The following is a 22,533-nucleotide window of genomic DNA, read 5'->3' as shown; positions in this document are numbered from 1 at the left end:
ACGTCGGCATCCGTCGTGCGGGGGATTCTCAGCGGAGGCGGCGGCCCTGCGCGAGATCGACGAGGTGCGACAGCACGGGGCCCGACCGCAGGCCGTTGTGCTCGTGCTCGCTGGTGACCCAGAGCTGCACGCCCGGCAGCAGCGCGGCCGTCTCGAGCGAGAACTCCAGGGGCACGTAGACGTCGTTCACATACACCGCGGCCGCTCCGGTGGCGCCGGACGACGCGATCGTGTCGGCGTCGTAGATCGACGGCCACTCGAACTCGGCGAGCTCCAGGACGACCTCACGCCACGGCTGGAACGCGGGGACGGTCTCCGTCCACTCGCGGCGGATGTGCTCGCCGGTGAACAGCGTGACGTCGTCGACGAAGTCGGCGGGCTCGACGCGCTCCGCCGACCACCGCGTCGCCTCACCGCTGGCGTAGCTCGACTCGTGGAATGCGAAGTAGAGCGGGTTGCGGCCGTCGAACGGCATGGCGTGCATCAGGTCGTAGCGGAAGGCGTTCGACGAGGGCTCCCGCTCCAGGAGCGACCAGAGGGTCTGCCAGCCGTCGTTCGTTCCCAGGGCGGAGCCCACGGAGCGCAGACGGGACGCGGAGACGACCTCGCCGTCCGGCAGGGTGATGCCACCCGCGCTCGCGAGGTCGACGAGGCGGCGCATCGCGTCGCGGTGCTCCGGGAAGCGGCGGTAGTACTTCTCGGATGCGGTCCGCATCTTGTCGTAGCAGAGGGTGTACACCTCGTCGGCGGAGCGCGTGACGGTGCTGAGGCCGCCGGTGATGAAGACGTTCTCGAGGGATGCGGCATCCGTCGTCAGGTATGCGAGGGTGGTGAACCCGCCGAAGGACTGCCCGAGCACGCTCCAGGTCGCAGCGCCCAGGTGCTCGCGCATCGCCTCGCAGTCGCGCACGATGGAGTCTGCACGCAGATGGGTGAGGTGCTCGGCGACGGCCGTCGAGCCCCGCTGCAGATCGGCGTCTCCCACCGGGGTCGACAGGCCCGTTCCGCGCTGGTCGATCATGACGACGCGGTGGTGGGCGAGTGCCTCGTCGAGCCACGCGGGGGCGGTCGACGAGTGGAACGGCCGCGGAGCCTCGTGGCCGGGGCCGCCCTGCAGGAAGACCAGGTAGGGGAGCGCCTCGCCGCCCTCGCGCGACACCACACGGGCGAACACGTCGATGGTGCGGGGATCGGACGGATCCGACCACACCAGGGGAACGGTGAGCGTGTGCTCTTCGACGGTCAGATCCAACAGGCGACGGACAATGGTGCTCACCCGTCGAGCCTATCGTCCGCGATGACGGGAATGCCGTCGAGAGCGACTACATCACGTTGCCGATGTAGGAGTACTTCACGAACACCTCGGAGGCGAGGCCCGATTCGTCGAGCACGCCCTGCACCGCGGTCATCATGTAGTTGCTGTCCCAGCCCATGTAGAGGAAGTGCGATTCGTCGAGCTGGTCCCAGTGGCCCTTCCACGCCATCTCCGCGTAGATCGGCCCGCCGTGCGTCGCGCAGTAGGAGAGGGCGGCCTCGCGCGTGTCGGTCCAGGCGCGTCGCATGACCCGGTTGAAGAGGTACTTGACGTCGGGCACCTCCCAGCGCTCTCCGCGGTACTCGACGTAGTCGAACTCCCGCTCCCAGCCGGCCGGCCAGCCACGTCGCCGCACGGCGTCGAGGATCGGGGTGAGGCCGTCGTCGTCGATCTCCGGCAGCGCAGGACGCGCCCAGATCCGCAGCAGATCGGAGGTGAGGAGGATCGTGCGCCGAGTGATGGCCGCGGTGCTCCAGGCCTCCGTGTGCTCGAGGTCGCGGGTCGCCGGCACGGAGCTGCGAGCGTAGGCCTCGGCCCGCTTCACCGGATAGGCCGCGCCGAAGACGCGCTCGGCGAGACGCGGCTCCAGGAGGGTGAGGTTGCCGAGCGTCGGGGCGAGCGCGCGGAGGCTGTTCTGCTCGTCGTCGCTGTAGTCGTTCCAGCTGCGGACGCCGTCGCCGGACCAGGTGTCGTGGGGGACCGCGGGCACGATCCGTTCGACGTCGTAGTCCTGGGGATTCTCGACGCCCTCCAGCCTGCCCAGCACGTACGCGGCGTGGGGGAGCTCGCTGTACTTGAGGACCGCGCTCACACGCTCGTCGGAGGGGGTGATGCGGGCGAACGCCCGGGCCAGCGCGTCGCGACCCTCCGCACGCGCGCGGCAGAGTCGGGCGACCAGACGCTCGTTCGGCAGGTTGACCAGGGTGCGGCGCAGATAGAGGGTCTGGATCCACTCCAGCGTCTCGATGAGCTCGTCGCGGTCGATGACCCCTCGGGAGTGATCGCTGTAGACGCTCAGGACCAGCGGATACGCGGCGCGCCCGAACGTGTTCACGTATCCGAGCTGCCGGGATATCTCCGCATCGGGCTCCCGAGAGGGATCGAGCAGGATGCCGTAGATCTCCGCGTAGTGGCGCCAGACCTCGGCATCCGACTGGAGATGCTCGACGTCCACCCGCGGGAAGGACTGACGGAAGGCGCTGTACACGCCGTGCTCGCCGTTGGCCGCCACCTCGCGCCCCGTCGTCATCACGAGGTAGTGGCGCCAGAACGCGCCGATCGTCTCGCCGGTGTGCTGCTCGATCGGCAGCCAGAAGCGCGCCTCGACGTCGAGCTGCTCGGCGTGCGTGAGTCCCATCAGGATGTAGTTGTGGATGAGCTCGTGGTCGCGCAGCGGCTCCCCGGTGGAGTTCAGGCTCTCGAAGATCTGCTGCGCGTTCGCGTCGGCGCCGAGCGTGATCGAGACGTGCTCGAGGCGCTGCAGCCCGCGCCAGATGCGGGGCGCTTCGTCGACGTGCACCTGGCTGCGGAAGAAGGCGTAGTTGTCGTCGAACCGCGACTCCCGGTCGACGTCGTCGCGACGGTCGAGCACCACCGACTCGTACAGGTCGGCCCAGGCCTCGTGCGGGCGGAGCCGGGTGCGGGAGGAGTCCTCGTCGCGGACGAGGACCGCGCTGAGCTCCGCGGCCAGCTCAGGGTCGGTGTCTCCGACCGCGTGGTGCAGTGCGGCGACGAGCAGCATCAGCGTGGTGAGACGCTGCTGTCCGTCGATGAGGATGAGATCGCCGTCGGCAGCCGTGTCGTGCGCCGAGAGGATGGACCCGATGAAGTGCCGGTGGCCGTGCTCCTGATCGGCGACCGCGCGGATGTCGCTGAGGAGGCGTTCGCATCCGCCGATGTCCCAGCGGTACTGGCGCTGGTATACGGGAACGACGATCGTGGTGGATCCGGCGGAGAGCCACTCGATCGTGTTGACAGCTGTCGCCTCGACGTTGGTGGCAGAGCTCATGGGAAAAAGTCTATTCGGTTATGCACGGCGACCCTCCGGTGCGCGATCAGGGCGCCCTGTTAGGCTTGCCTTATCAGGGCCTGTTAAAACGTGCTGGCCCCCGATGAAAGGATCTGGTTCAGATCATGGGATACATCAAGTCCGCAGCACTCGAGGACAAGGGCTTCGTCGTCCTCGACAGCTACAACCAGGAGCTCGATCCCCAGGAGTGGCTCGACATCGAGTACAACGACTGGAAGTCCTCGGGCGACACCCGTTTCGCGCCTCTCGCGAGCGCCAAGGGCGAGATCGAGTGCAACGGCTTCTGGAACCACAAGCCGCCGCGCACCGACAAGGACGGCGTGTGGATCGACTCGCAGACCGCCAAGGCGCCGAACCTCACGCGCCGCGCGCAGGAGCCGGGAGCCAACGTCGGCCGCTGCCGCGTGATCGAGCTGCAGCCGACCCCGTACGGCGAGTGCCTCTACAACCTCCACCAGGACGACAACAACCGTCTGAACCCCGACGGCACCGGCTGGGTCGTGCGCGGCTTCTTCAACCTCACCGATGACAAGGACAGCTTCTTCGTCCTCCGTGAGAACCGGACCGACCCGAGCATCGAGTACCGCATCGCCCTTCCGGCCGGCGCGCAGCTGATCGTCGACACCCAGCGCCTGTGGCACGCCGCCACGCACGTGGGCACCGACCCCCGCTACTGCCTGATCACCTCGTGGACCTCCGGTCCCGAGCTCGACGCCTACATCGAGAAGTACAACGGCACGCAGGACGTCCCGAACGTCGAGGTCCCGCAGGATGTGCTCGAGGCGGGCTACGCCGAGCAGGCTCAGCGTGACGCCGCTCGCGCCGCCTACTACGCGGCCAAGGGCCAGCAGGTCAAGATGGCGATGAGCGAGGCCTGAGCCTCCGTCTCATCGAAAGGGCCCCGGTCGACATCGACCGGGGCCCTTTCTCTCTGTGAATCACATGCTTGTGATTTCTCCTGATCTGGGCGACAATAGGCGCACAACCGCATATTCTCGCCAGTTCTCGTGGTTCAGGTCGTTGGGGAAGACGCACCTGATGAAACGGAGAGATCATGGCGACGGCTTACGCACGCGGAGTGGTGTTCATCCACTCTGCGCCTCGCGCGCTCTGCCCGCACCTTGAGTGGGCAGTTGGACGCGCTATCGGGCGTGCGGTGAACTTCGACTGGACCGAGCAGCCGGTGCTCGACGGCGCCCGTCGCGCCGAGTTCTACTGGGACGGTCCGGTCGGAACGGGTGCAGCTCTGGCGACCGCGATCCGCGGGTGGGAGCACCTCCGTTTCGAGGTGAGCGAGGATCCGACTCCTCGCAGCGACGGCGGCCGGTGGATGCACACGCCCGATCTCGGCATCCACTATGCGCAGACGGACGCCGCGGGCAACGTGGTGATCGGCGAGGACCGCATCCGCTACGCGATGGAGATCGCGGCGGGAAACGTGGCCGAGCTGCAGCGTGAACTCGACATCGCGCTCGGCTCGGCCTGGGACGAGGAGCTGGAGCCCTTCCGGCACGCGAGCGATGACGCCCGCGTGGTCTGGCTCCACAAGGTGGGCTAGCCCCATGCTCCGGAGACCTGGGATGGGAAGGCGTGAGTATCGGATGCCGGTGATTCGCCCCGGACGCTGAGAAGACGTATCCCCATCCTGAATGACGAGGACCCCGCCCCCATCAAGGGACGGGGTCCTCGTCTGTCACACCACGGCCTCGTGCCGCAGCTCGCCGCGCTGAGGCGAGCCGTGCCGCACCTCGTCCCAGGCGAGGCGCAGCCGGTTCATCGCCTCCGCCATGCGCTCAGGCGGGAGGGTGATGGGGATCCTCAGGCGCCTCTCGAGGACGCCCCCGGTCGTGAAGCGAGGGCCGGGCGGCAGGACGAGTCCGTGGGAGCGCGCCGCCAGGGACAGCGACGTCGAGATCGGTGCGCCGAGGTCGACCCAGGCGGAGAGGCCGCCGGGAGTGGGTGGCATCGTGATGCCCTCGAGCCCGATCAATCCCTCGGCCACCGCCGCTCGTCCGGCGCGCAGCCGGGTGCGGACGTGATCGGTGAGCGAAGACATATCGGAGAGCAGCTCGACCGCGATGCACTGCTCGAGCAGCGCGGTTCCCAGCTCGAACGATGGACGGGTGGCGAGAAGCCTCGTGATCACCGCCCGATCGGCGCGGATCCACCCGACGCGCATGCCGCCCCAGGCGATCTTCGACATCGAGCCGACCGTGATCACCTCGGGGCTGAACGCCGCCATCGGGAGCGGGGACGAGCCGCGGTCGATGTCGAGCTCGGTCGTGGTCTCATCGACGATGAGCCGCGTGCCGGAGCTGCGCGCCGTGGTCGCGATGCGCGCCCGCTCCGGTTCCGGCAGCGTCGCACCGGTGGGGTTGTGGAAATCGGGGATCAGGTACGCGACGTGCGGACGGCTGCGCAGCAGCGTGTCGGTGAAGTGCCGGTGGTCCCAGCCGTCGGCATCGACCGGGGTCGGTACCAGCCGGTACCCGTGACGGTGCAGCGCCTCCAGGGCGTGCGGGAAGGTGGGCTGCTCGACGAGCGCCCGCTCTCCGCGTCGGCCCATCGCCGCGAGGATGAGGTTCACGGCGTTCAGCGCGCCGGAGGTGATGATGATCTCGTCGGCATCGGTGTCGACGCCGCGTCGGGTGAACCGCTGCGCGACGGCGTCCCTGAGTTCGGGGAGGCCCTGCAGCGAGTACCCGCTGGTGCCGCGCATGGCCGCGAGACGGGGGAGCGAGCGGACGGTCGCGTCGTACAGTCCGGGAGTCGAGTCCATCGACGCGATGGAGAGGTCGATGGCCGACTCGTCGTCGCCGCTCCTCGCCGACGGCGCGACGTTCGGAAGAGCCACCCTCGTGCTTCCGCCGTGCAGGCGTGTCACGAAGCCGTCGGTCTCCAGCAGCCCGTACACGCGGGTCGTGGTGGAACGCGAACGCCGCAGCTCGAGGGCGAGCGCGCGTTCGCTCGGCAGACGTTCGCCGACGGTCAGACGCCCGTCGAGGATCAGGGCGCGGATCCGCTCGGCGAGGGCCGCGGCGGTGGCGCCGGCGACGTGCTGCGCGCCGAGCTGATCGACCAGACGAGATCCCATGCACCCAGCATGCCGCAAAGTGGCCTCGTCTCGTCAGGCCACTTCTCGTCGAGTGGCCTCCCTTTCGGCCCTCAGGGGCAGGCCACCATGGAGGGATGCTCCTCCGATCCGTCTTCCTCCCGATCACCGCCACGAGCCGGCGCGACCTCGTCGAGCGCATCGTGCAGCTCGTCCTCGGCCTCTTCCTCTACGGTGTGGCGCTGGGACTGATGGTGCGCGGCGGCATCGGCGTCTCGCCCTGGGATGTTCTCGCGCTCGGAGTCTCCGGCCGCACCGGGATCGGATACGGCGTCGTCACGAACCTCGTCGCGCTCGTCGTGCTGCTCCTGTGGATCCCGCTGCGACAGCGGGTCGGGCTGGGAACGGTCCTCAACGCCCTGCTGATCGGCCCCAGCGCCGACCTGACCCTCGCGCTCGTGCCCGCGCCATCGTCGATCTGGGTGGGAGCGCCGATGTTCGTCGCCGGCCTCCTCCTGCTCGCGTTCGCCACAGGGCTGTACATCTCAGCCGACTTCGGTCCAGGACCGCGCGACGGCCTGATGACCGGGCTGGTGCGCAGGACCGGGTGGCGCGTGTGGATCGTCCGCACGCTCATCGAGGGCACCGTGCTCGTCGTCGGGTTCCTGCTCGGCGGACCGGTCGGAGTCGGCACCGTCCTCTTCGCCTTCGGAGTAGGGCCGCTCATCGGCTGGTTCCTGCCCTGGATGACGAGGGTGCGCACGGCGCGTTCTCGCCGGCTGTCCCCGGCTTCGAGCCGCTAGCCGCGGCGCCAACGACGAAGGCCCCCGGGAGATTCCCGAGGGCCTTCGTCGTTCGTCCTGTCGTCAGTCGGCGCTGGCGAAGACGGCGACGGCGTTGTGGCCGCCGAAGCCGAACGAGTTGCTGATGGCGATCTGAGGACCGTCGCCCAGCGGCTGCGGCTCGCCGGACAGCCGGAAGGGCACGGCCGGGTCGGGCTCGGTCATGTTGATCGTCGGAGGAGCGACGCGGTCGCGGAGCGCGAGCAGGGCGAAGATCGCCTCCAGCGCGCCGGTGCCGCCGAGCAGGTGCCCGGTCGAGGCCTTGGTCGCGGACACCGGGATCTCGTCGATCCGGTCGCCGAAGACCTTCTTGAGTGCCACGTACTCGTTGGGGTCGCCCACGGGGGTGGACGTGGCGTGCGCGTTGATATGCGTCACCTGGTCGGCGGTGATGCCCGCCTCGCCGAGGGCGTGGGTGACAGCGCGGGCGGCGCCGTTGCCCTCGGGGTCGTTGCCGGTGATGTGGTACGCATCAGCCGTCACGCCGCCTCCGAGGACGTAGCCGTAGATCTTGGCGCCGCGGGCCTTCGCGTGCTCCTCGGTCTCGAGGATGAGCACAGCAGCGCCCTCTCCCATGACGAAGCCGTCACGGTCGATGGCGCCAGGGCGCGATGCGGTCGCGGGGTCGTCGTTGCGACGCGAGAGCGCCTGCGCGGACGCGAACGACGCCATCGTGATCGGGTGGATGGCCGACTCGGCACCGCCGGCGATCACGACGTCGGCGAGCCCCTCCTGCAGGTGATGGAAGGCGTGGATGATCGACTCGGTGCTGGAGGCGCAGGCGCTGACGACGGTCTGCGCGTAGGCGCGCGCCGAGAACTGCAGAGACAGGTTGCCCGCGGCCGCGTTCGGCATGAGCATCGGGACCGTGAGCGGCATGACGCGACGGGGCCCCTTCTCGCGCAGCGTGTCCCACGCGTCGAGGAGGGTCCAGAGGCCGCCGATACCGGTGGCGAAGTCGACGCCGAGGCGCTCGGGGGCGACCTCGGGCGATCCGGCATCCTCCCACGCCTCGCGTGCGGCGATCAGGGCGAACTGGGAGGAGGGGTCGAGACGCTTCGCCTCGTGGCGGGGGAGCACTTCCTCGGGGCGGACGATCGCCTCTGCGGCGAAGGTCACGGGCAGTTCGTACTGCGCGACCCAGTCGTGCTCGAGGGTCCGGGTGCCGGAGACGCCTGCGAGGAGGTTGCTCCAGTTCTCGGGGGCGGTCCCGCCGATGGCGGAAGTGGCGCCGATGCCGGTGACGACGATGCGCTTGGTCATGGTGTGGTTCCTTGTCGTACGGGTTGCGTGCGAGGTGAGGGCAGGGGTGAGGATGCCACGCCCCGCGGGTGGCGGGGGTGGCATCCGTGCCCCGGGATTACTCCTGGCCTGCGACGATGAAGCTGACGGCGTCGCCGACGGTCTTCAGGTTCTTGACCTCGTCGTCGGGGATGGTGACGCCGAACTTCTCCTCGGCGTTGACGACGATCGTCATCATCGAGATCGAGTCGATGTCGAGGTCGTCGGTGAACGACTTCTCGAGGGCGACCTCGGAAGCGTTGATGCCGGTCTCGTCGGTGATCAGCTCTGCGAGGCCGGCGAGGACCTCATCGTTGGTGAAAGCCATGTGGTCTTCCTCTTTCTTGCGGGTTGTATTCGGAACCGTGGAACAGTCTAGGGAAGGTCAGGACGTTCTCAGGGGAGGACGACGACCTGCGCGGCGAAGACGAGGCCCGCGCCGAAGCCGATCTGCAGGGCGAGACCGCCGGACAGCTCGGGGTGCTCGGCCATCAGCCGGTGGCTGGCGAGCGGGATGGATGCCGCGGACGTGTTGCCCGTGGTCTCGATGTCGCGGGCGATCACCGTGGTCTCCGGCAGCTTGAGCTGCTTGGCGAACTCGTCGATGATGCGCATGTTCGCCTGATGAGGGATGAACGCGGCGATGTCGGACGGCTCGACGCCCGCCTTGTCCAGAGCCTCGCGGGCGACCTTGGCCATCTCCCACACGGCCCAGCGGAACACCGTCTGGCCCTCCTGGCGCAGCGTGGGCCAGGGGGACTCTCCGTCGCGGAACTCGGTGAGGGTGAAGTTCATGCCGACGGCATCCGCCTTCGAGCCGTCGGAGCCCCACACGGCGGGCGCGATCCCCGGGGTGTCGCTCGGGCCGATGAGCGCGGCGCCGGCGCCGTCGCCGAGGAGGAAGGAGATGCTCCGGTCGGTCGGGTCGACGATGTCGGAGAGCTTCTCGGTGCCGATCACCAGCGCGTAGCGTGCGGCGCCGGCGCGGATCAGCGCGTCGGCCTGTGCCACGGCGTAGGCGTATCCGGCGCATGCGGCGTTGATGTCGTACGCGGCAGCGGGGTTGGCCCCGACGCGGTCGGCGACGATGGCCGACACCGACGGCGTCTGCTTCGGGTTGCTGATGGTCGCGACGATCACGAGGTCGACCTGATCAGCGGGGACGCCGGCCTTCTCGATCGCCTCGATGCCCGCAGCCGTCGCCAGATCGATCGCGTCGGTGCCCTTGTCGGCGCGCACGCGCGTGACGATGCCCGTGCGCTGACGGATCCACTCGTCGCTGGAGTCGATCGGCCCGACCAGGTCGTCGTTGGGCACGGCGTTCTCGCCGCGCGCCGCTCCATAGGAGTAGATGCGGGTGTAGGCCGGCCCGGTGAGCTGGTTCAGGGTGACGCTCATGCGGCTTCTCCGTTCAGCAGCGCGACGGCTGCATCGAGGTCTTCGGGGGTCTTCACGGCGACGGTCGGCACGCCGCGCAGTCCGCGCTTGGCGAGGCCGGTGAGCGCTCCGGCGGGCGTGAGCTCGATGAGACCGGTGATCCCCGCGTCGGCGAAGGATGCCATGCACAGGTCCCACCGCACGGGGGAGGACACCTGGTCGACGAGGTAGTCCAGCGCGGTCGCACCGTCGGTGACGACGGATCCGTCGCGGTTGGTCCACAGCGTGATGTTCGGGTCGGCGGCGTCGACGCCCTGGACGGCGTCGCGCAGCGCGGCCACGGCCGAGGCCATGTAGCTCGTGTGGAACGCGCCGGCGACCTGCAGGGCGATGACGCGGGTGCCGCGCAGAGGCTCCGCCGCGAGCGCGGCGAGGCTGTCGAGCGCACCCGCGGCCACGATCTGCCCTCCGCCGTTGTAGTTGGCCGGGGTGAGGCCGAGCTCCGCGAGACGGGCGAGGACCGCATCCTCGTCGCCGCCGAGCACGGCGCTCATGCCGGTGGCCTCCTGGGCCGCGGCATCCGCCATCGCCCGGCCGCGGATGCCGACGAGCCGCATCGCGTCCGCAGCGGAGATCACTCCGGAGCCGACGAGTGCGGCGAGCTCTCCGACCGAGTGGCCGGCGATGCCGTCGGGCTGACGTCCGGAGCGCTCGAGCAGGGCGCGACCCGCGACGAGGGAGGCCGCGACGATCAGCGGCTGCGCGATGCGCGTGTCGCGGATGGTGTCTGCATCCGATTCCGTGCCGTGGGCGATGAGGTCGACCTGTGCCGCCTCGGAGTAGGCGGCGAGCTGCTCGGCGACGCCGTCGAGCTCGAGCCAGGGGGAGAGGAAGCCGGGAGTCTGAGAACCCTGTCCAGGGCAGGCGTAGACGATCACCTCCCCAGTCTGCCAACGATCACGCAGGAACGGTGGATGATCCATCACAAGATTCCGAAGATCCCTTGTGTGTGGCGTACAGCCCGGGGGCGGGTCAGCGGGTCGGTCGACGCAGCGGCGCGCGACGGCGCACCTGCTCGGCCGCGCCGATCGAGCCGAGGATCAGCGCCGTCTGCAGGATCAGCGCCTCGCGCGGACCCGTCGCGTCCCAGCCGATGACCTCGCTGACGCGCTTGAGCCGGTAGCGCACGGTGTTCGGGTGCACGAAGAGCTCACGCGCCGTGGCCTCGAGAGAGCGACCGTTGTCGAGGTAGCTCCACAGGGTCGTGACGAGATCGGTCGAGTGCGCCTGCAGTGGTCGGTAGATCCGCTCGATCAGCGTCTGCTTCGCGAGCGGGTCGCCGGCGAGGGCGCGCTCCGGCAGCAGGTCGTCCGCCTCGACCGGACGGGGGGCGTTGCGCCATGCCCGCGCGACGGCGAAGCCGGCGAGGGCTGCCCGAGCGCTCTGGCTGGCGTCGACGAGTGCCGCGACGGCCGGACCGAGCACGACGTATCCGGGGCCGAACGACGGCTCCAGCCTGGTGGCGATCTCCTGGAAGCCGAGCTCCTCGTCCTCGCCCTCCTGACCCGCGATGCGGGCACGGCCGAGCACCAGCACGAGGCGGGAGCCCTGCACGCCGATGAGCACGTCGACCGCGAGCTTGCGGGCGGTGCGCCGGACGAGATCGACGTCGAACTGCGGGGGAGTCGTGCCGACCAGGACGGCGACCTCGCCGTGACCGTGCCACCCGAGAGCCGCGATGCGGCTCGGAAGCTCTTCGTCGGCCTCGCCGGTGAGGATCGAGTCGACGACGAGCGCCTCCAGACGCGCGTCCCACAGGCCGCGCGCCTCCGCGGCGCGCGCGTAGACGTCGGCGGCGGCGAACGCGACGTCGCGCGAGTACAGCAGGATCGCCTCGCGCAGCAGGTCGCCCTTGCCCGCGACGCGCTCCTCGGTGACCTCGACGGTGACGCGGATCAGCTGCAGCGTCTGCTGCAGGCTGACGCTGCGCAGCAGCTCACGAGGAGCCGCGGCGAAGATGTCGGCCGCGATCCACGGCGTCGAGGTCGGATCGTCGTACCACTGGATGAACGAGGTGATGCCGGCCTGAGCCACCAGCCCGACCGCAGAGCGGCGGGCCGGTGGCATGTCGGCGTACCAGGGGAGGGTGTCCTCCAGGCGCTTGATCGTCACCGAGGCGATGTCGCCGGAGATCCGGCGCAGCCAGGTGAGCGTCGCGGCCTTGTCCATGCCGGTGGGAGACGAGTCTGTCACCGAAGGGCTCAGCTTTCGCCGCCCGCGTTGCCGCTGGTTCCGGCGTTCACGTTGTGCAGGTCGTACTTCTGGATCGCCTGCGCTGCGAGCGACCGGTCGACCTTGCCCTCCTCGGCCAGCGACTGCAGCGTGCGGACCACGATCGACGGACCGTCGATCTTGAAGTACCGGCGTGCGGCGGCGCGGGTGTCGGAGAAGCCGAAGTCGTCGGCGCCGAGCGTGGCGTAGCGGTTCGGGACCCACGGACGGATCTGGTCCTGCACGGCGTGCATGAAGTCGCTCACCGCGACGACCGGACCCTCGGCGCCCTGCAGCTTCTGGGTGAGGTAGGCCGTGCGGGGCTCCTCCTCCGGGTGCAGGAAGTTGTGCTCGTCGGCGGCGAGGCCGTCGCGGCGCAGCTCGGTCCACGAGGTGACCGACCACACGTCGGCGATCACGCCCCAGTCGTTCTTGAGCAGCTCCTGCGCCTCCAGCGCCCACGGCAGGCCGACGCCCGAGGCGAACAGCTGCGCGCGGGGGCCTTCGCCCTCGCCGGCGGACACGCGGTGGATGCCGCGCACGATGCCGTCGACGTCCACGTTCTCCGGCTCAGCCGGCTGCACGTAAGGCTCGTTGTACAGCGTGATGTAGTACATGACGTTCGGGTCGGGGTGCTTCCCGCCGTACATGCGCTCCAGGCCGTCGCGCACGATGTGGGCGATCTCGTAGCCGTACGCGGGGTCATAGGACACCGTCGCCGGGTTGGTCGAGGCGAGCAGGTGCGAGTGGCCGTCCGCGTGCTGCAGGCCCTCGCCGGTCAGCGTGGTGCGGCCGGCCGTTGCGCCCATGATGAACCCGCGGGCCATCTGGTCGCCGGCTGCCCACTGGGCGTCGCCGGTGCGCTGGAAGCCGAACATCGAGTAGAAGATGTAGATCGGGATCAGCGGTTCGCCGTGCGTCGCGTAGGACGTGCCGATGCCGGTGAAGGCGGCCAGCGCTCCGGCCTCGTTGATGCCGACGTGCACGATCTGCCCCTGCGGGCTCTCCTTGTAGGCGAGGAGGAGCTCACGGTCGACCGAGGTGTAGTGCTGGCCGTTCGGGTTGTAGATCTTCGCGGTCGGGAAGTACGCGTCCATGCCGAACGTGCGCGCCTCGTCGGGGATGATCGGCACGATGCGGTTGCCGAAGTCCTTCGAGCGGAGCAGGTCCTTCAGCAGGCGGACGAAGGCCATGGTGGTGGCGATCTCCTGCGTGCCGGAGCCCTTCTTGGGCAGGGCGTACGCGGTGTCGTCGGGCAGGGACAGACCGACGTGCGTCGAACGGCGCTCGGGGAGGAAACCTCCGAGGTTGCGACGGCGCTCCAGCATGTACTGGATCGTCTCGTCCTGCGCCCCGGGGTTGTAGTACGGGGGAAGGTACGGGTTCTCCTCGAGCTGCGCGTCCGTGATCGGGATGTGCATCGTGTCGCGGAACGTCTTGAGGTTGTCCAGCGTCATCTTCTTCATCTGGTGGGTCGCGTTGCGGCCCTCGAAGTGGGGGCCGAGGCCGTAGCCCTTGACCGTCTTCGCCAGGATGACCGTGGGCTGGCCCTTGTGCTCGGCCGCCGCCTTGAAGGCCGCGTAGACCTTGCGGTAGTCGTGACCGCCGCGCTTGAGGTGCCAGATCTGGTCGTCGGTGTAGTCCGAGACCAGGGCGGCCGCACGCTCGTCCTTGCCGAAGAAGTGCTCGCGGATGTACGCGCCGGACTCGGCCTTGTACGTCTGGTAGTCGCCGTCGGGCGTGGCGTTCATGATGTTCAGCAGGGCGCCCTCGGTGTCGCGGGCGAGCAGGTCGTCCCACTCGCGGCCCCAGACCACCTTGATGACGTTCCAGCCGGCGCCGCGGAAGTACGACTCCAGCTCCTGGATGATCTTCCCGTTGCCGCGGACGGGTCCGTCGAGGCGCTGCAGGTTGCAGTTGATCACGAAGTTGAGGTTGTCCAGGCCCTCGTTGGCTGCGACCTGGAGTTGACCGCGGCTCTCGATCTCGTCCATCTCGCCGTCGCCGAGGAACGCCCACACCTGCGAGGACGAGGTGTCCTTGATGCCGCGGTTCTCCAGGTAACGGTTCGACATGGCCTGGTAGATCGCGTTGATCGGGCCCAGACCCATCGACACCGTCGGGAACTGCCAGTAGTCCTGCATCTGGCGGGGGTGCGGGTACGAGGGGATGCCGAACGGCGCACGCGACTGCTCCTGGCGGAAACCGTCGAGGTGCTCCTCCGTGAGGCGGCCTTCGAGGAAGGAACGCGCGTAGATGCCGGGGGAGGCGTGACCCTGGATGAAGATCTGGTCGGCACCGCCGGGGTTGTCCGCACCGCGGAAGAAGTGGTTGAAGCCGACCTCGTACAGCGCGGCGGACGACGCGTAGGTCGAGATGTGACCGCCGACGCCGATGCCGGGGCGCTGTGCGCGGTGCACGGTCACGGCGGCGTTCCAGCGGATCCATGCGCGGTAGCGGCGCTCGATCTCCTCGTCGCCGGGGAACTCGGGCTCGTTCTCCGAGGCGATGGTGTTGATGTAGTCCGTCGTCGGGACCATCGGCACGCCCAGGTGCAGCTCCTTGGAGCGCTTGAGCAGGCTGAGCATGATCTCGCGGCCGCGGCCGTGGCCCTTCGCGTCGACGAGCTCGTCGAGCGACTGCTGCCACTCGCCGGTCTCCTCCGGATCGCTGTCGAGGGGGCCCTGGGAGTACGGATCCTGGTCGTGCACGGTCACGGGGGAGCCTTTCGTCAAGCTGGCAGGTCATGCCAATGAAACGGGAAGCGACGCGGGCAGCCTTGTCGGCTGTGCACAACGCGCGCCTCCCTCACCTTATCCCTCTTCCACGACACGGGCGCGCACCCGCCACCGGATAGACTGGCAGCACCAGGGCCTTTAGCTCAGCTGGTAGAGCGCCACGTTTACACCGTGGATGTCGTCGGTTCGATCCCGGCAGGGCCCACCTTTCTCCTCGGCTCGTCGGGTCGTGCACTCCCGCGGAGCCCGCCGTGGGCCGGCATCCTCAGGCGAAGGCGGCATCGACCGCGTTCTGCACGGAGCGGACGATCCGTGCCGGGATGCTGTGGCGTCCGCGCACGACCATGCGCAACGGCGGGGGTACGGGGAGGCCCGGGACCGGGCGGAGCCCTTCCAGACCCCTGTCCACGACGGGGAGCAGGATCGCTCCGAGGCCGGAACGTGCTGCGGACAGGCCGCCGGCGAGGTCGCCGACCTCGACGGCAGTGCGGAAGGCCCTCCCGTTCGCCGCCATGAGATCGAGGACGGCGGGGCGCATCACGCAGGGGGGATCGAACTGGATGAGCGGCACGGGTTCGTTCAGCGGCGCGGTCCACTCCGGGGCGGCGAACCACCCGAGTCGGAGCCGTCTCTGCGCCGGGCTGGGCTCTCCGATCTCGAGCACCACCGCGAGATCGAGGCGACCGGCCTCGAGCGCCTCGCTGACGCGTGCGGTGCGGTCCAGGCGGATCCTCACCTCCGTGTCGGGCGCGTCGCGTTTGAGCGTCGAGATGATCTCGGGGAGCATCTGCTCGGCCCCGTGCTCGGTGGAGCCGAGCACGAGAGTGCCGGTCTCATCGGGAACCCGCACGGTTCGGAGCACCTCATCGTGGAGGTCGACGATCCGGCGCGCTTCGGCGAGCAGGGACTCTCCGCGAGGGGTGAAGGCCATGAGGCGTCCGCTGCGTTCGACGAGCGGCGCTCCGACGACCTGCTCCAGGCGCCGCACGTGCTGGCTCACGGCCGACTGGCTGAGGTGAAGGGCCGCCGCCGCTCTGTGGAATCCGCCGCATGATGCGATCGCCAGGAAGGAGCGCAGCGGGATGACGTCGAGGGTCTCCATGGTCACACCCTAGTCCGATTGCCAAAGCTTATCGATCGCGATCAATAATCATTGTTGGACGGACGGGCCTCGCTGCGGAGAGCATCGGAACCATGAAGCTCCGAGCGACTCACATCATCCTCATCGTCGTGCTGTACGGACTCGGCTACCCCCTCGGCGCGATGGCGCTCGGCGAGCTGTCGGCGCCGTGGGTGCTGTCGATCCGATTCGTGCTGGCCGCCGCGCTCCTCGCCGGGGCGGCTGCATTCGGGCGTCGCCGGTGGCCACGCGGTCGGCAGTGGGGGCATGCGATCGTGGTCGGGCTGCTCACACAGGCCGTGCAGTTCGGATGCGCGTACGAGGGGATGCGGGAGGGGGTCTCGCCGACGTTGACGGCGCTCGTCATCGCGATGAACCCGCTGGTGACGGCGGTGCTCACGGCGTCGTGGCTCGGGGAGCGGCCGACCAGACGGGGCGTCGTCGGGCTCGCTCTCGGACTCGTCGCCATCGGGGTCGCGTTCGCGGGGCGGGTCACGGCCACAGGGGTGGATGCGGCGCTGGTCCTGACGCTTCTGGCGCTCCTCGGCATGTCCGCAGGAGGGGTCTACCAGCAGCGATTCCTCGCGGCCGCCGATCCGCTGCCTGCGAGCGCCATCGGCCAGTTCGTCTCCGCGATGCCCATGCTGATCTGGGCGGCGGTGACGCCGCCCGATCTGGGCGACCCCGGGCTCGCGCTGGCGAGCATGGGCGCGATGATCGTGCTCAGCGCCGCCGTGGGCACCACGGTCTACATGGCGGCGGTGCGGCGGAGCGGCGCCGCCCGGGTGTCGCTGCTCTTCGCGGTGATCCCGTCGGTCGCTGCGCTCTTCGGCTGGCTCCTCCTCGGTCAGGTTCCGGGCCAGGGAGTGATCCTGGGTCTCGCGATCGGCGCGATCGCCTGCGCGGTGGGCGGGTCAGGCGACTCACGACGACGGCCGACCGCGATGGAGCACCCCATCTCAGCGGAGTCGCGGGCGCAGTGACATCCGACCTGCTTCGCGATTCTCCGGTCCGATCCGCTGGAGTCCACGGCCCCGGCACTGCGAGACTGACCGCATGGCAATCATCGAGAACTCGAAGCTCACGGTCGTCGGCGCGGGCAGCGTCGGTTCGAGCGTCGCGTACGCGGCCCTGATCCGTGGTTCCGCGCGCCACGTCGCTCTGTACGACATCGCGACCGAGAAGGTCGAGGCCGAGGTGCTCGATCTCGCGCACGGCACGCAGTTCACCGGGTCGAGCGACATCGTCGGCGGCAGCGACATCTCGGTGGCCGCCGGATCACACGTCGTGGTGATCACGGCGGGGGCCAAGCAGAAGCCGGGGCAGACGCGGATGGAGCTCGCCGACGTGAACGCCGGCATCATCCGCGACATGCTTCCGAAGCTCATCGAGGTGGCGCCGAACGCCGTCTACGTCATCGTGACGAACCCCTGCGACGTGCTGACCGTGATCGCCCAGGAGGCGACGGGGCTTCCGCCGGAGCGGATCTTCTCGTCCGGCACCGTGCTCGACACCTCGCGTCTGCGGTGGAAGCTCGCCGAGCGCGCCGGCGTCTCCACCGGCAGCGTCCACGCGTACATCGTGGGCGAGCACGGCGACACCGAGTTCCCGCTCTGGTCGCACGCGACGATCGGCACCGTGCCCATCCTCGACTGGGAGACTCCGGAGCACCCGCGGCTCACTCTCGACGAGCTGCGCGGGATCGCGGTCAACGTCAGGGATGCCGCCTACAAGGTGATCCAGGGCAAGGGCGCCACGAACTACGCGATCGGGCTCTCCAGCGCGCGGATCGTCGAGGCGATCCTCCGCGACGAGCACGCCGTGATGCCGGTGAGCACGGTGCTCCACGACTTCCACGGGATCGACGGCGTCGCTCTCTCCGTGCCGTCCATCGTGAGCGCGGCCGGAGCGGTTCCCGTCCGCAACACGACGTTCTCCCCGGAGGAGCTGGAGCTGCTGAGGCTCTCGGCTGGTGCTCTGGCCTCGGCCGTGGGCGACCTCCGCGGTTAGGCGTCGCGAGCAGGGCGGACGCGGCGGGGTACGATCGGCGCGGGGCCGCGTCGTCCGACACGAGATCGTCGTCCCGCCCGTGGCCCGCAGCGAGCATCGGAGGATCATGACCCGTCGCATCGTCATCAGCGGAGCATCCGGCCTGATCGGATCGGCGCTGGCAGCGTCGCTGCGCGCGGACGGGATCGAGGTGACGACCCTCGTGCGTCGTCCGCCGCGCGCCTCGCACGAGGTGCAGTGGAGCCCGGGAGAGGCGCCCCTCGACCCCGACGTGCTCTCCGGAGCGGAGGCCGTGGTGGCGCTCGGCGGAGCCAGCGTCGGCAGGCTGCCCTGGACGCCACGCTATCGCCGTGAGCTCCTTTCGTCGCGTCTGCGCCCGACGGAGACGATCGCCGCAGCGCTCCGTGCGCAGGGATCGGACGCTCCCGCCCTCGTGTCGGCCTCCGCGGTGGGGTACTACGGCTCGGCTCCGGGCGCCGTGCTCGACGAGTCCTCACGAGCGGGGAGCACCTTCCTCGCGGAACTGTGCGTGGCGTGGGAGGACGCCGCCCGTCGCGCAGGGGAGAGTGCGCGTGTGGCGCTGCTCCGCACGGCGCCGGTGATCCACCCGCGGGGCGTGCTCAAGCCGCTGATCGCGCTCACGAGACTCGGCGTCTCGGGGCCGCTGGGCACGGGCACGCAGATCTGGCCCTGGATCTCCCTCGACGACGAGGTGCGGGCCATCCGGCACACCATCGACGAGGGGCTGACGGGGCCGGTGAACCTGACCGGACCGACCCCGGCCTCCGCGAACGACATCGGACGCGCTCTCGCCCGCAGGATGCACCGCCCGTTCTGGCTGCCCGCTCCCGCCTGGGCGCTTCGCCTCGCGCTGGGCCCTGCGGCCGATTCCCTGCTCCTCGGCGATGCGGACGTGCGTCCGCTCGCACTCGAGCGCTCGGGCTTCTCGTTCTCCCACGCGACGGCGGAGGATGCCGTGGAGCACGCGGTCTGAGCGTCAGTTCCCGTGCGGGTCGAGGCTGTTGAGGGTCGCGACCACCTGGTCGTAGTCACCCCGCGCCTCGCCGTAGCGAAGGAACTTCACGTTCTCGACCTGGATCTCGGTCGCGTCCGGCTGCGTCTCGATGAGCTCGACGACCTCGGAGACGAAGTCGTCGAGAGGCATCGCGAAGGCGCTGCTCTCCTGGCCGGGCATCAGCGCCGTGCGCACGGACGGCGGCTCGAGCTCGACGATCCGCACTCCGGTGCCGGCGAGCTGCAGGCGCACCGACTCGCTGAGCATGTGGATCGCCGCCTTCGTCGCGTTGTACGTCGGAGTGACGCGCAGGGGCGCGAACGCGAGTCCCGACGACACCGTCATGATCGTGGCGTCCGGTACCGCCCGCAGCTGCTCGATGAAGGCGGCGATGAGGCGGATCGGGCCGAGCAGGTTCGTCGTGACGGTCGCCTCGGCGGTTTCGAGGAAGCCCTCCGGCGTCGTCCAGTCCTCGACCCGCATGATGCCGGCCATCGTGACGAGCACGTTGAGGTCGGGGTTTGCGGCGATGACCTCCTGGGCGGCGGAGCGGATGCTGTCGGCATCCGTCGTGTCGATCTCGACCGTGTGCAGCTCGGGGGTTTCGGCGGCGATCGTCCGGAGCAGGTCGGCCCTGCGACCGCCGATGATCACGGTGTTGCCGCGTGCGCTGAGCGCCCTGGCGAGGGCGAGGCCGATCCCGCTGGTCGCCCCGGGGATGAAGATGGTGTTTCCGCTGATGTTCATGTTCCCAGCCTGCGGAGGTTCCCGCGGGCGTGGCAGAGAGCGCTCATCCATGGATCGGCGCTCCCTGGATGCGCACGGCGCAGACGGGGGATACTTCGGGAATGGATCGTGATGCCCTCGCCGACTTCCTGCTGCGACGCAGACAGGAGCTGAAGCCGTCGGACGTCGGCCTGAGTGAGGGGCCCCGGCGCCGCACCAGCGGGCTGCGCCGCGAGGAGGTCGCGATGCTCGCCGCGATGTCCGCCGACTACTACGCGCGGCTCGAACAGCGCCGCGGCCCTCAGCCCAGTGTGCAGATGCTGTCCTCCCTCTCGCGGGCGCTCCGGCTCACGCCCGACGAACGCGACTACCTCTACCGGGTCAGCGGGCACAGTGCGCCGGATCGCGCCGTGTTCAGCGACTACGTCGCCCCGAGCCTGTTGCGCGTCATCGACCGCCTGAGCGACACCCCCGCCTTCGTCGTGTCCGTCCTCGACGAGGTGCTCGTGCAGAACGACGCCGCGCGTGCCCTGTTCGGCGACGCGAGTGCGCGGAAGGGCATGGAGCGCAGCGGGATCTACCGCTGGTTCGCCAGGCCCGAGGAGGAACGCCGCATCTATCCGGTGCGGGATCACGAGCGTCACGGCCGCACTCTCGCGGCGTCGCTGCGCGCGGCGCACGGCACCTGGGGGCCGACGTCGCGCGCGGGGGAGATCGAACAGACTCTGCGTGCCGTGAGCCCCGAGTTCGTCGACTACTGGGAGGACCACGAGGTCCGCCGGAGGTTCGAGGATCGGAAGACCGTCGTGCACCCGGATCTCGGCGAGATCGAGGTCGACTGCCAGGCCCTCCTCACGCCCGATGAGTCTCAGGCGCTCATCGTGCTGACCGCGGCGCCGGGCAGCGAGGCGGCGAGCAGACTCGATCTGCTCAGGGTGCTGGGGACGCAGACGATCCGCTCGTCGTGACGGTTGGGCGGCGGCTCTTCGGCAGACGCGGGATCCAGCAGGACACGGCGCTCCGGTACTCGTCGAACTCGGCGCCGAAGCGCGCGGAGAGGTCGGCCTCCTCCTGCGGTCTGACGAGGGTGTTCCAGATCAGTGAGCCGCACAGGGCGTAGGCGACGACCATCCAGGAACCGAGGGCGAGGCCGACGGCGACGCCCTGGGCGATGCCCGCCACCGCCATCGGATTGCGCACGTAGCGGTAGGGGCCGGAGATCACGAGATGCCGGGCCATATGCGCGGGCAGCGGTGTGCCCTCGCCCTTGACGAGCATCGAGACCGCCGACCAGATGCCGAGCGCTCCCGTCGCGACGAACAGCAGGCCGCCGCCGATCCGCACGGCGACGGGGAGGTCGACGGCGAGCATCCACCGGGATTCCAGAGCGGAGATGCCCAGGGGCAGCACGCCGAGGAAGAGCACCCAGAACAGCAGCATCTGACGGAAGACCCGCACGGCGAGTCTGGTGCGGCCCTCATCGTCGGCCGTGCGGAAGGCGAACGGCCCGCTGACGATCCATTCGACGGGAGCTCGGCCGCAGACGATGACGATGCCCGCCGCGATCGACCCCATCGCGGCGAGCGCCATGAGCAGTGCGCCCCATCCCGCCAGCGTCGTCGCCGTCGCGTAGACCGCCATGCCCGCGGCCACCAACGCAGTCCACGGGACGACGATCCACACCGCCCAGCGGATGCCGCATGCGACGAGCGCCGAGGCGAGGACGAAGAGGGGGATGTCGGCGACGGCGATCACGGCGGCGGGGAGGTCGCCGAGCGTCGCGTGTCGCAGGGAGTCCGTCGTGAAGACCCCTACCCACCAGAGCGCGCCCAGGACCGCCTGAAGACCGAAGTACGCTCGCGCGCTCCCCGGGGCGACGCCGATGCCGGCGATCGTGATGCTGCTGATCTCAGGACTCCTCGTGCGTCCGAGGGTCGGCGCCGAACAGCCGGCCGTCCTGGCGCCCGAGCGCGGTGATCGCCTCGACCTCCGCCGCATCGAGCACCACGGAGCCCGCTGCGAGGTTCGCCGTCTGATGATCGAGAGACGTCGCCTTGGGGATGGCGACGGTCTCGCGGGCGACATGCCAGGCGAGCACGGCCTGTGCGGCGCTGATGCCGTGGGCCGCGGCGACCTCGACCAGGACAGGCTCCGAGAGCAGGGCCGATCCCTTGCCCAACGGACTCCAGGCCTGGGTGAGGATGCCGTGTTCACGGTGATAGGCGAGCTGCTCGGTCTGCGGGAAGTAGGGATGGACCTCGATCTGGTTCACCACGGGGCGCACACCTGTCTCGCGCTCGATGCGCTCCAGATGCTCGGGGAGGAAGTTCGACACGCCGATCTGCCGCACCACGCCGCGCTGCTGTGCGTCGACCAGGGCCTGCCACGCCTCGACGTACTCGTCCTGGCTCGGGTTGGGCCAGTGGATCAGATGGAGGTCGGTGGTCTCCAGCCCGAGGCGGGAACGGCTCTCCTCGATGCTCGTCCGCGCCTTCGCCGTTGCATGATGACGACCCGGCAGCTTGGTCGTCACGATCACCTCGGAGCGATCGGCGCCGGACGCCGCCACTCCGCGCCCGACCGCGCCCTCGTTCTCGTAGTTGAACGCGGAGTCGATGAGGCGGTATCCGGCGCCGATCGCCGCGGCGACGGCATCCGATCCGGCATCTCCTCGCAGACCGTAGGTTCCGAGTCCGATTGCCGGCAGCTGGAATCCGTTGTGGGCGGTGAAGCGGTTCATGCCTTCAGCGTACGCTG

Annotated in this window: 20 protein-coding genes and 1 tRNA gene; 8 read left to right on the top strand and 13 right to left on the bottom strand. The window is 69.6% G+C overall.

The window, feature by feature from the left end:
* Positions 1 to 28 precede the first annotated feature (28 nt).
* Positions 29 to 1,276: an alpha/beta fold hydrolase gene (locus ACFY5A_RS15385; protein ID WP_387235291.1), complete on the bottom strand. Its 1,248-nt coding sequence runs from the start codon at positions 1,274 to 1,276 to the stop codon at positions 29 to 31.
* A gap of 46 nt (positions 1,277 to 1,322) precedes the next feature.
* Positions 1,323 to 3,323: a DUF262 domain-containing HNH endonuclease family protein gene (locus tag ACFY5A_RS15380; protein ID WP_341942032.1), complete on the bottom strand. Its 2,001-nt coding sequence runs from the start codon at positions 3,321 to 3,323 to the stop codon at positions 1,323 to 1,325.
* Between the two features lie 125 nt (positions 3,324 to 3,448).
* On the opposite strand from ACFY5A_RS15380, the gene ACFY5A_RS15375 reads away from it, so the two are divergent.
* Both ACFY5A_RS15375 and ACFY5A_RS15370 read left to right on the top strand, forming a co-directional pair.
* A complete protein-coding gene (locus ACFY5A_RS15375; protein ID WP_105673018.1) occupies positions 3,449 to 4,222 on the top strand; it encodes a hypothetical protein in 774 nt (257 codons plus the stop codon).
* 176 nt (positions 4,223 to 4,398) lie between these two features.
* Entirely contained in the window at positions 4,399 to 4,902 is a 504-nt protein-coding gene (locus ACFY5A_RS15370) for a DUF3145 domain-containing protein (protein WP_105673019.1), read from the top strand.
* A gap of 135 nt (positions 4,903 to 5,037) precedes the next feature.
* Here the strand turns inward: ACFY5A_RS15370 and ACFY5A_RS15365 are convergent, their stop codons facing one another.
* A complete protein-coding gene (locus tag ACFY5A_RS15365; protein ID WP_387235288.1) occupies positions 5,038 to 6,438 on the bottom strand; it encodes a PLP-dependent aminotransferase family protein in 1,401 nt (466 codons plus the stop codon).
* 95 nt (positions 6,439 to 6,533) lie between these two features.
* On the opposite strand from ACFY5A_RS15365, the gene ACFY5A_RS15360 reads away from it, so the two are divergent.
* Positions 6,534 to 7,199 (top strand): hypothetical protein, encoded by a 666-nt coding sequence (locus ACFY5A_RS15360; RefSeq protein WP_341942035.1) that lies wholly within the window; start codon positions 6,534 to 6,536, stop codon positions 7,197 to 7,199.
* 63 nt (positions 7,200 to 7,262) lie between these two features.
* On the opposite strand, the gene ACFY5A_RS15355 is transcribed toward ACFY5A_RS15360, so the two are convergent.
* The 6 genes from ACFY5A_RS15355 to aceE all read right to left on the bottom strand — a co-directional run bounded on the left by ACFY5A_RS15355 (position 7,263) and on the right by aceE (position 14,884).
* Positions 7,263 to 8,501: a beta-ketoacyl synthase gene (locus tag ACFY5A_RS15355; protein WP_223586347.1), complete on the bottom strand. Its 1,239-nt coding sequence runs from the start codon at positions 8,499 to 8,501 to the stop codon at positions 7,263 to 7,265.
* 97 nt (positions 8,502 to 8,598) lie between these two features.
* Positions 8,599 to 8,847 (bottom strand): acyl carrier protein, encoded by a 249-nt coding sequence (locus ACFY5A_RS15350; RefSeq protein ID WP_017830435.1) that lies wholly within the window; start codon positions 8,845 to 8,847, stop codon positions 8,599 to 8,601.
* A 68-nt stretch (positions 8,848 to 8,915) separates the two neighbouring features.
* Positions 8,916 to 9,917, bottom strand: a complete 1,002-nt coding sequence (locus tag ACFY5A_RS15345) for a beta-ketoacyl-ACP synthase III (RefSeq protein WP_341942037.1) — start codon at positions 9,915 to 9,917, stop codon at positions 8,916 to 8,918.
* Positions 9,914 to 10,834: an ACP S-malonyltransferase gene (locus ACFY5A_RS15340; protein ID WP_223586349.1), complete on the bottom strand. Its 921-nt coding sequence runs from the start codon at positions 10,832 to 10,834 to the stop codon at positions 9,914 to 9,916. The genes ACFY5A_RS15345 and ACFY5A_RS15340 overlap by 4 nt, the downstream gene beginning before the upstream one ends.
* A 94-nt stretch (positions 10,835 to 10,928) precedes the next feature.
* Positions 10,929 to 12,125 (bottom strand): CdaR family transcriptional regulator, encoded by a 1,197-nt coding sequence (locus tag ACFY5A_RS15335; RefSeq protein WP_105673024.1) that lies wholly within the window; start codon positions 12,123 to 12,125, stop codon positions 10,929 to 10,931.
* Between the two features lie 32 nt (positions 12,126 to 12,157).
* Positions 12,158 to 14,884, bottom strand: coding sequence for a pyruvate dehydrogenase (acetyl-transferring), homodimeric type (aceE, locus tag ACFY5A_RS15330; protein ID WP_223586350.1), 2,727 nt, complete (start codon positions 14,882 to 14,884; stop codon positions 12,158 to 12,160).
* 153 nt (positions 14,885 to 15,037) lie between these two features.
* On the opposite strand from aceE, the gene ACFY5A_RS15325 reads away from it, so the two are divergent.
* Positions 15,038 to 15,110, top strand: a tRNA-Val gene (locus ACFY5A_RS15325).
* Positions 15,111 to 15,170: 60 nt separating this feature from the next.
* Here ACFY5A_RS15325 and ACFY5A_RS15320 read toward each other — a convergent pair.
* Positions 15,171 to 16,007, bottom strand: coding sequence for a LysR family transcriptional regulator (locus ACFY5A_RS15320; RefSeq protein WP_387235283.1), 837 nt, complete (start codon positions 16,005 to 16,007; stop codon positions 15,171 to 15,173).
* Positions 16,008 to 16,099: 92 nt separating this feature from the next.
* Between ACFY5A_RS15320 and ACFY5A_RS15315 the strand changes: the two genes are divergently transcribed.
* The 3 genes from ACFY5A_RS15315 to ACFY5A_RS15305 all read left to right on the top strand — a co-directional run bounded on the left by ACFY5A_RS15315 (position 16,100) and on the right by ACFY5A_RS15305 (position 19,029).
* The gene (locus ACFY5A_RS15315) at positions 16,100 to 17,008 is read left to right on the top strand and encodes a DMT family transporter (protein WP_387235280.1); all 909 of its coding nucleotides are present in this window, start codon (positions 16,100 to 16,102) and stop codon (positions 17,006 to 17,008) included.
* Positions 17,009 to 17,081: 73 nt separating this feature from the next.
* Positions 17,082 to 18,035 (top strand): L-lactate dehydrogenase, encoded by a 954-nt coding sequence (locus tag ACFY5A_RS15310; RefSeq protein ID WP_387235277.1) that lies wholly within the window; start codon positions 17,082 to 17,084, stop codon positions 18,033 to 18,035.
* A 106-nt stretch (positions 18,036 to 18,141) separates the two neighbouring features.
* Positions 18,142 to 19,029, top strand: coding sequence for a TIGR01777 family oxidoreductase (locus ACFY5A_RS15305; protein WP_387235274.1), 888 nt, complete (start codon positions 18,142 to 18,144; stop codon positions 19,027 to 19,029).
* Between the two features lie 3 nt (positions 19,030 to 19,032).
* Here the strand turns inward: ACFY5A_RS15305 and ACFY5A_RS15300 are convergent, their stop codons facing one another.
* Entirely contained in the window at positions 19,033 to 19,797 is a 765-nt protein-coding gene (locus ACFY5A_RS15300; RefSeq protein ID WP_387235271.1) for an SDR family oxidoreductase, read from the bottom strand.
* A gap of 101 nt (positions 19,798 to 19,898) precedes the next feature.
* On the opposite strand from ACFY5A_RS15300, the gene ACFY5A_RS15295 reads away from it, so the two are divergent.
* The gene (locus tag ACFY5A_RS15295; RefSeq protein ID WP_387235268.1) at positions 19,899 to 20,744 is read left to right on the top strand and encodes a helix-turn-helix transcriptional regulator; all 846 of its coding nucleotides are present in this window, start codon (positions 19,899 to 19,901) and stop codon (positions 20,742 to 20,744) included.
* Here ACFY5A_RS15295 and ACFY5A_RS15290 read toward each other — a convergent pair.
* On the bottom strand, positions 20,707 to 21,774 hold the full coding sequence (locus ACFY5A_RS15290; protein WP_387235265.1) for a methyltransferase family protein: 1,068 nt from the start codon (positions 21,772 to 21,774) through the stop codon (positions 20,707 to 20,709). The genes ACFY5A_RS15295 and ACFY5A_RS15290 overlap by 38 nt on opposite strands.
* Positions 21,686 to 22,516, bottom strand: a complete 831-nt coding sequence (locus ACFY5A_RS15285; RefSeq protein ID WP_341942046.1) for an aldo/keto reductase — start codon at positions 22,514 to 22,516, stop codon at positions 21,686 to 21,688. The genes ACFY5A_RS15290 and ACFY5A_RS15285 overlap by 89 nt, the downstream gene beginning before the upstream one ends.
* Positions 22,517 to 22,533 lie beyond the last annotated feature (17 nt).

Source organism: Microbacterium sp. NPDC012755, assembly GCF_042901325.1.
In the GTDB taxonomy this organism is placed as follows: Bacteria; Actinomycetota; Actinomycetes; order Actinomycetales; family Microbacteriaceae; genus Microbacterium; species Microbacterium natoriense.
This window is presented reverse-complemented; position numbering and strand designations above follow the sequence as displayed.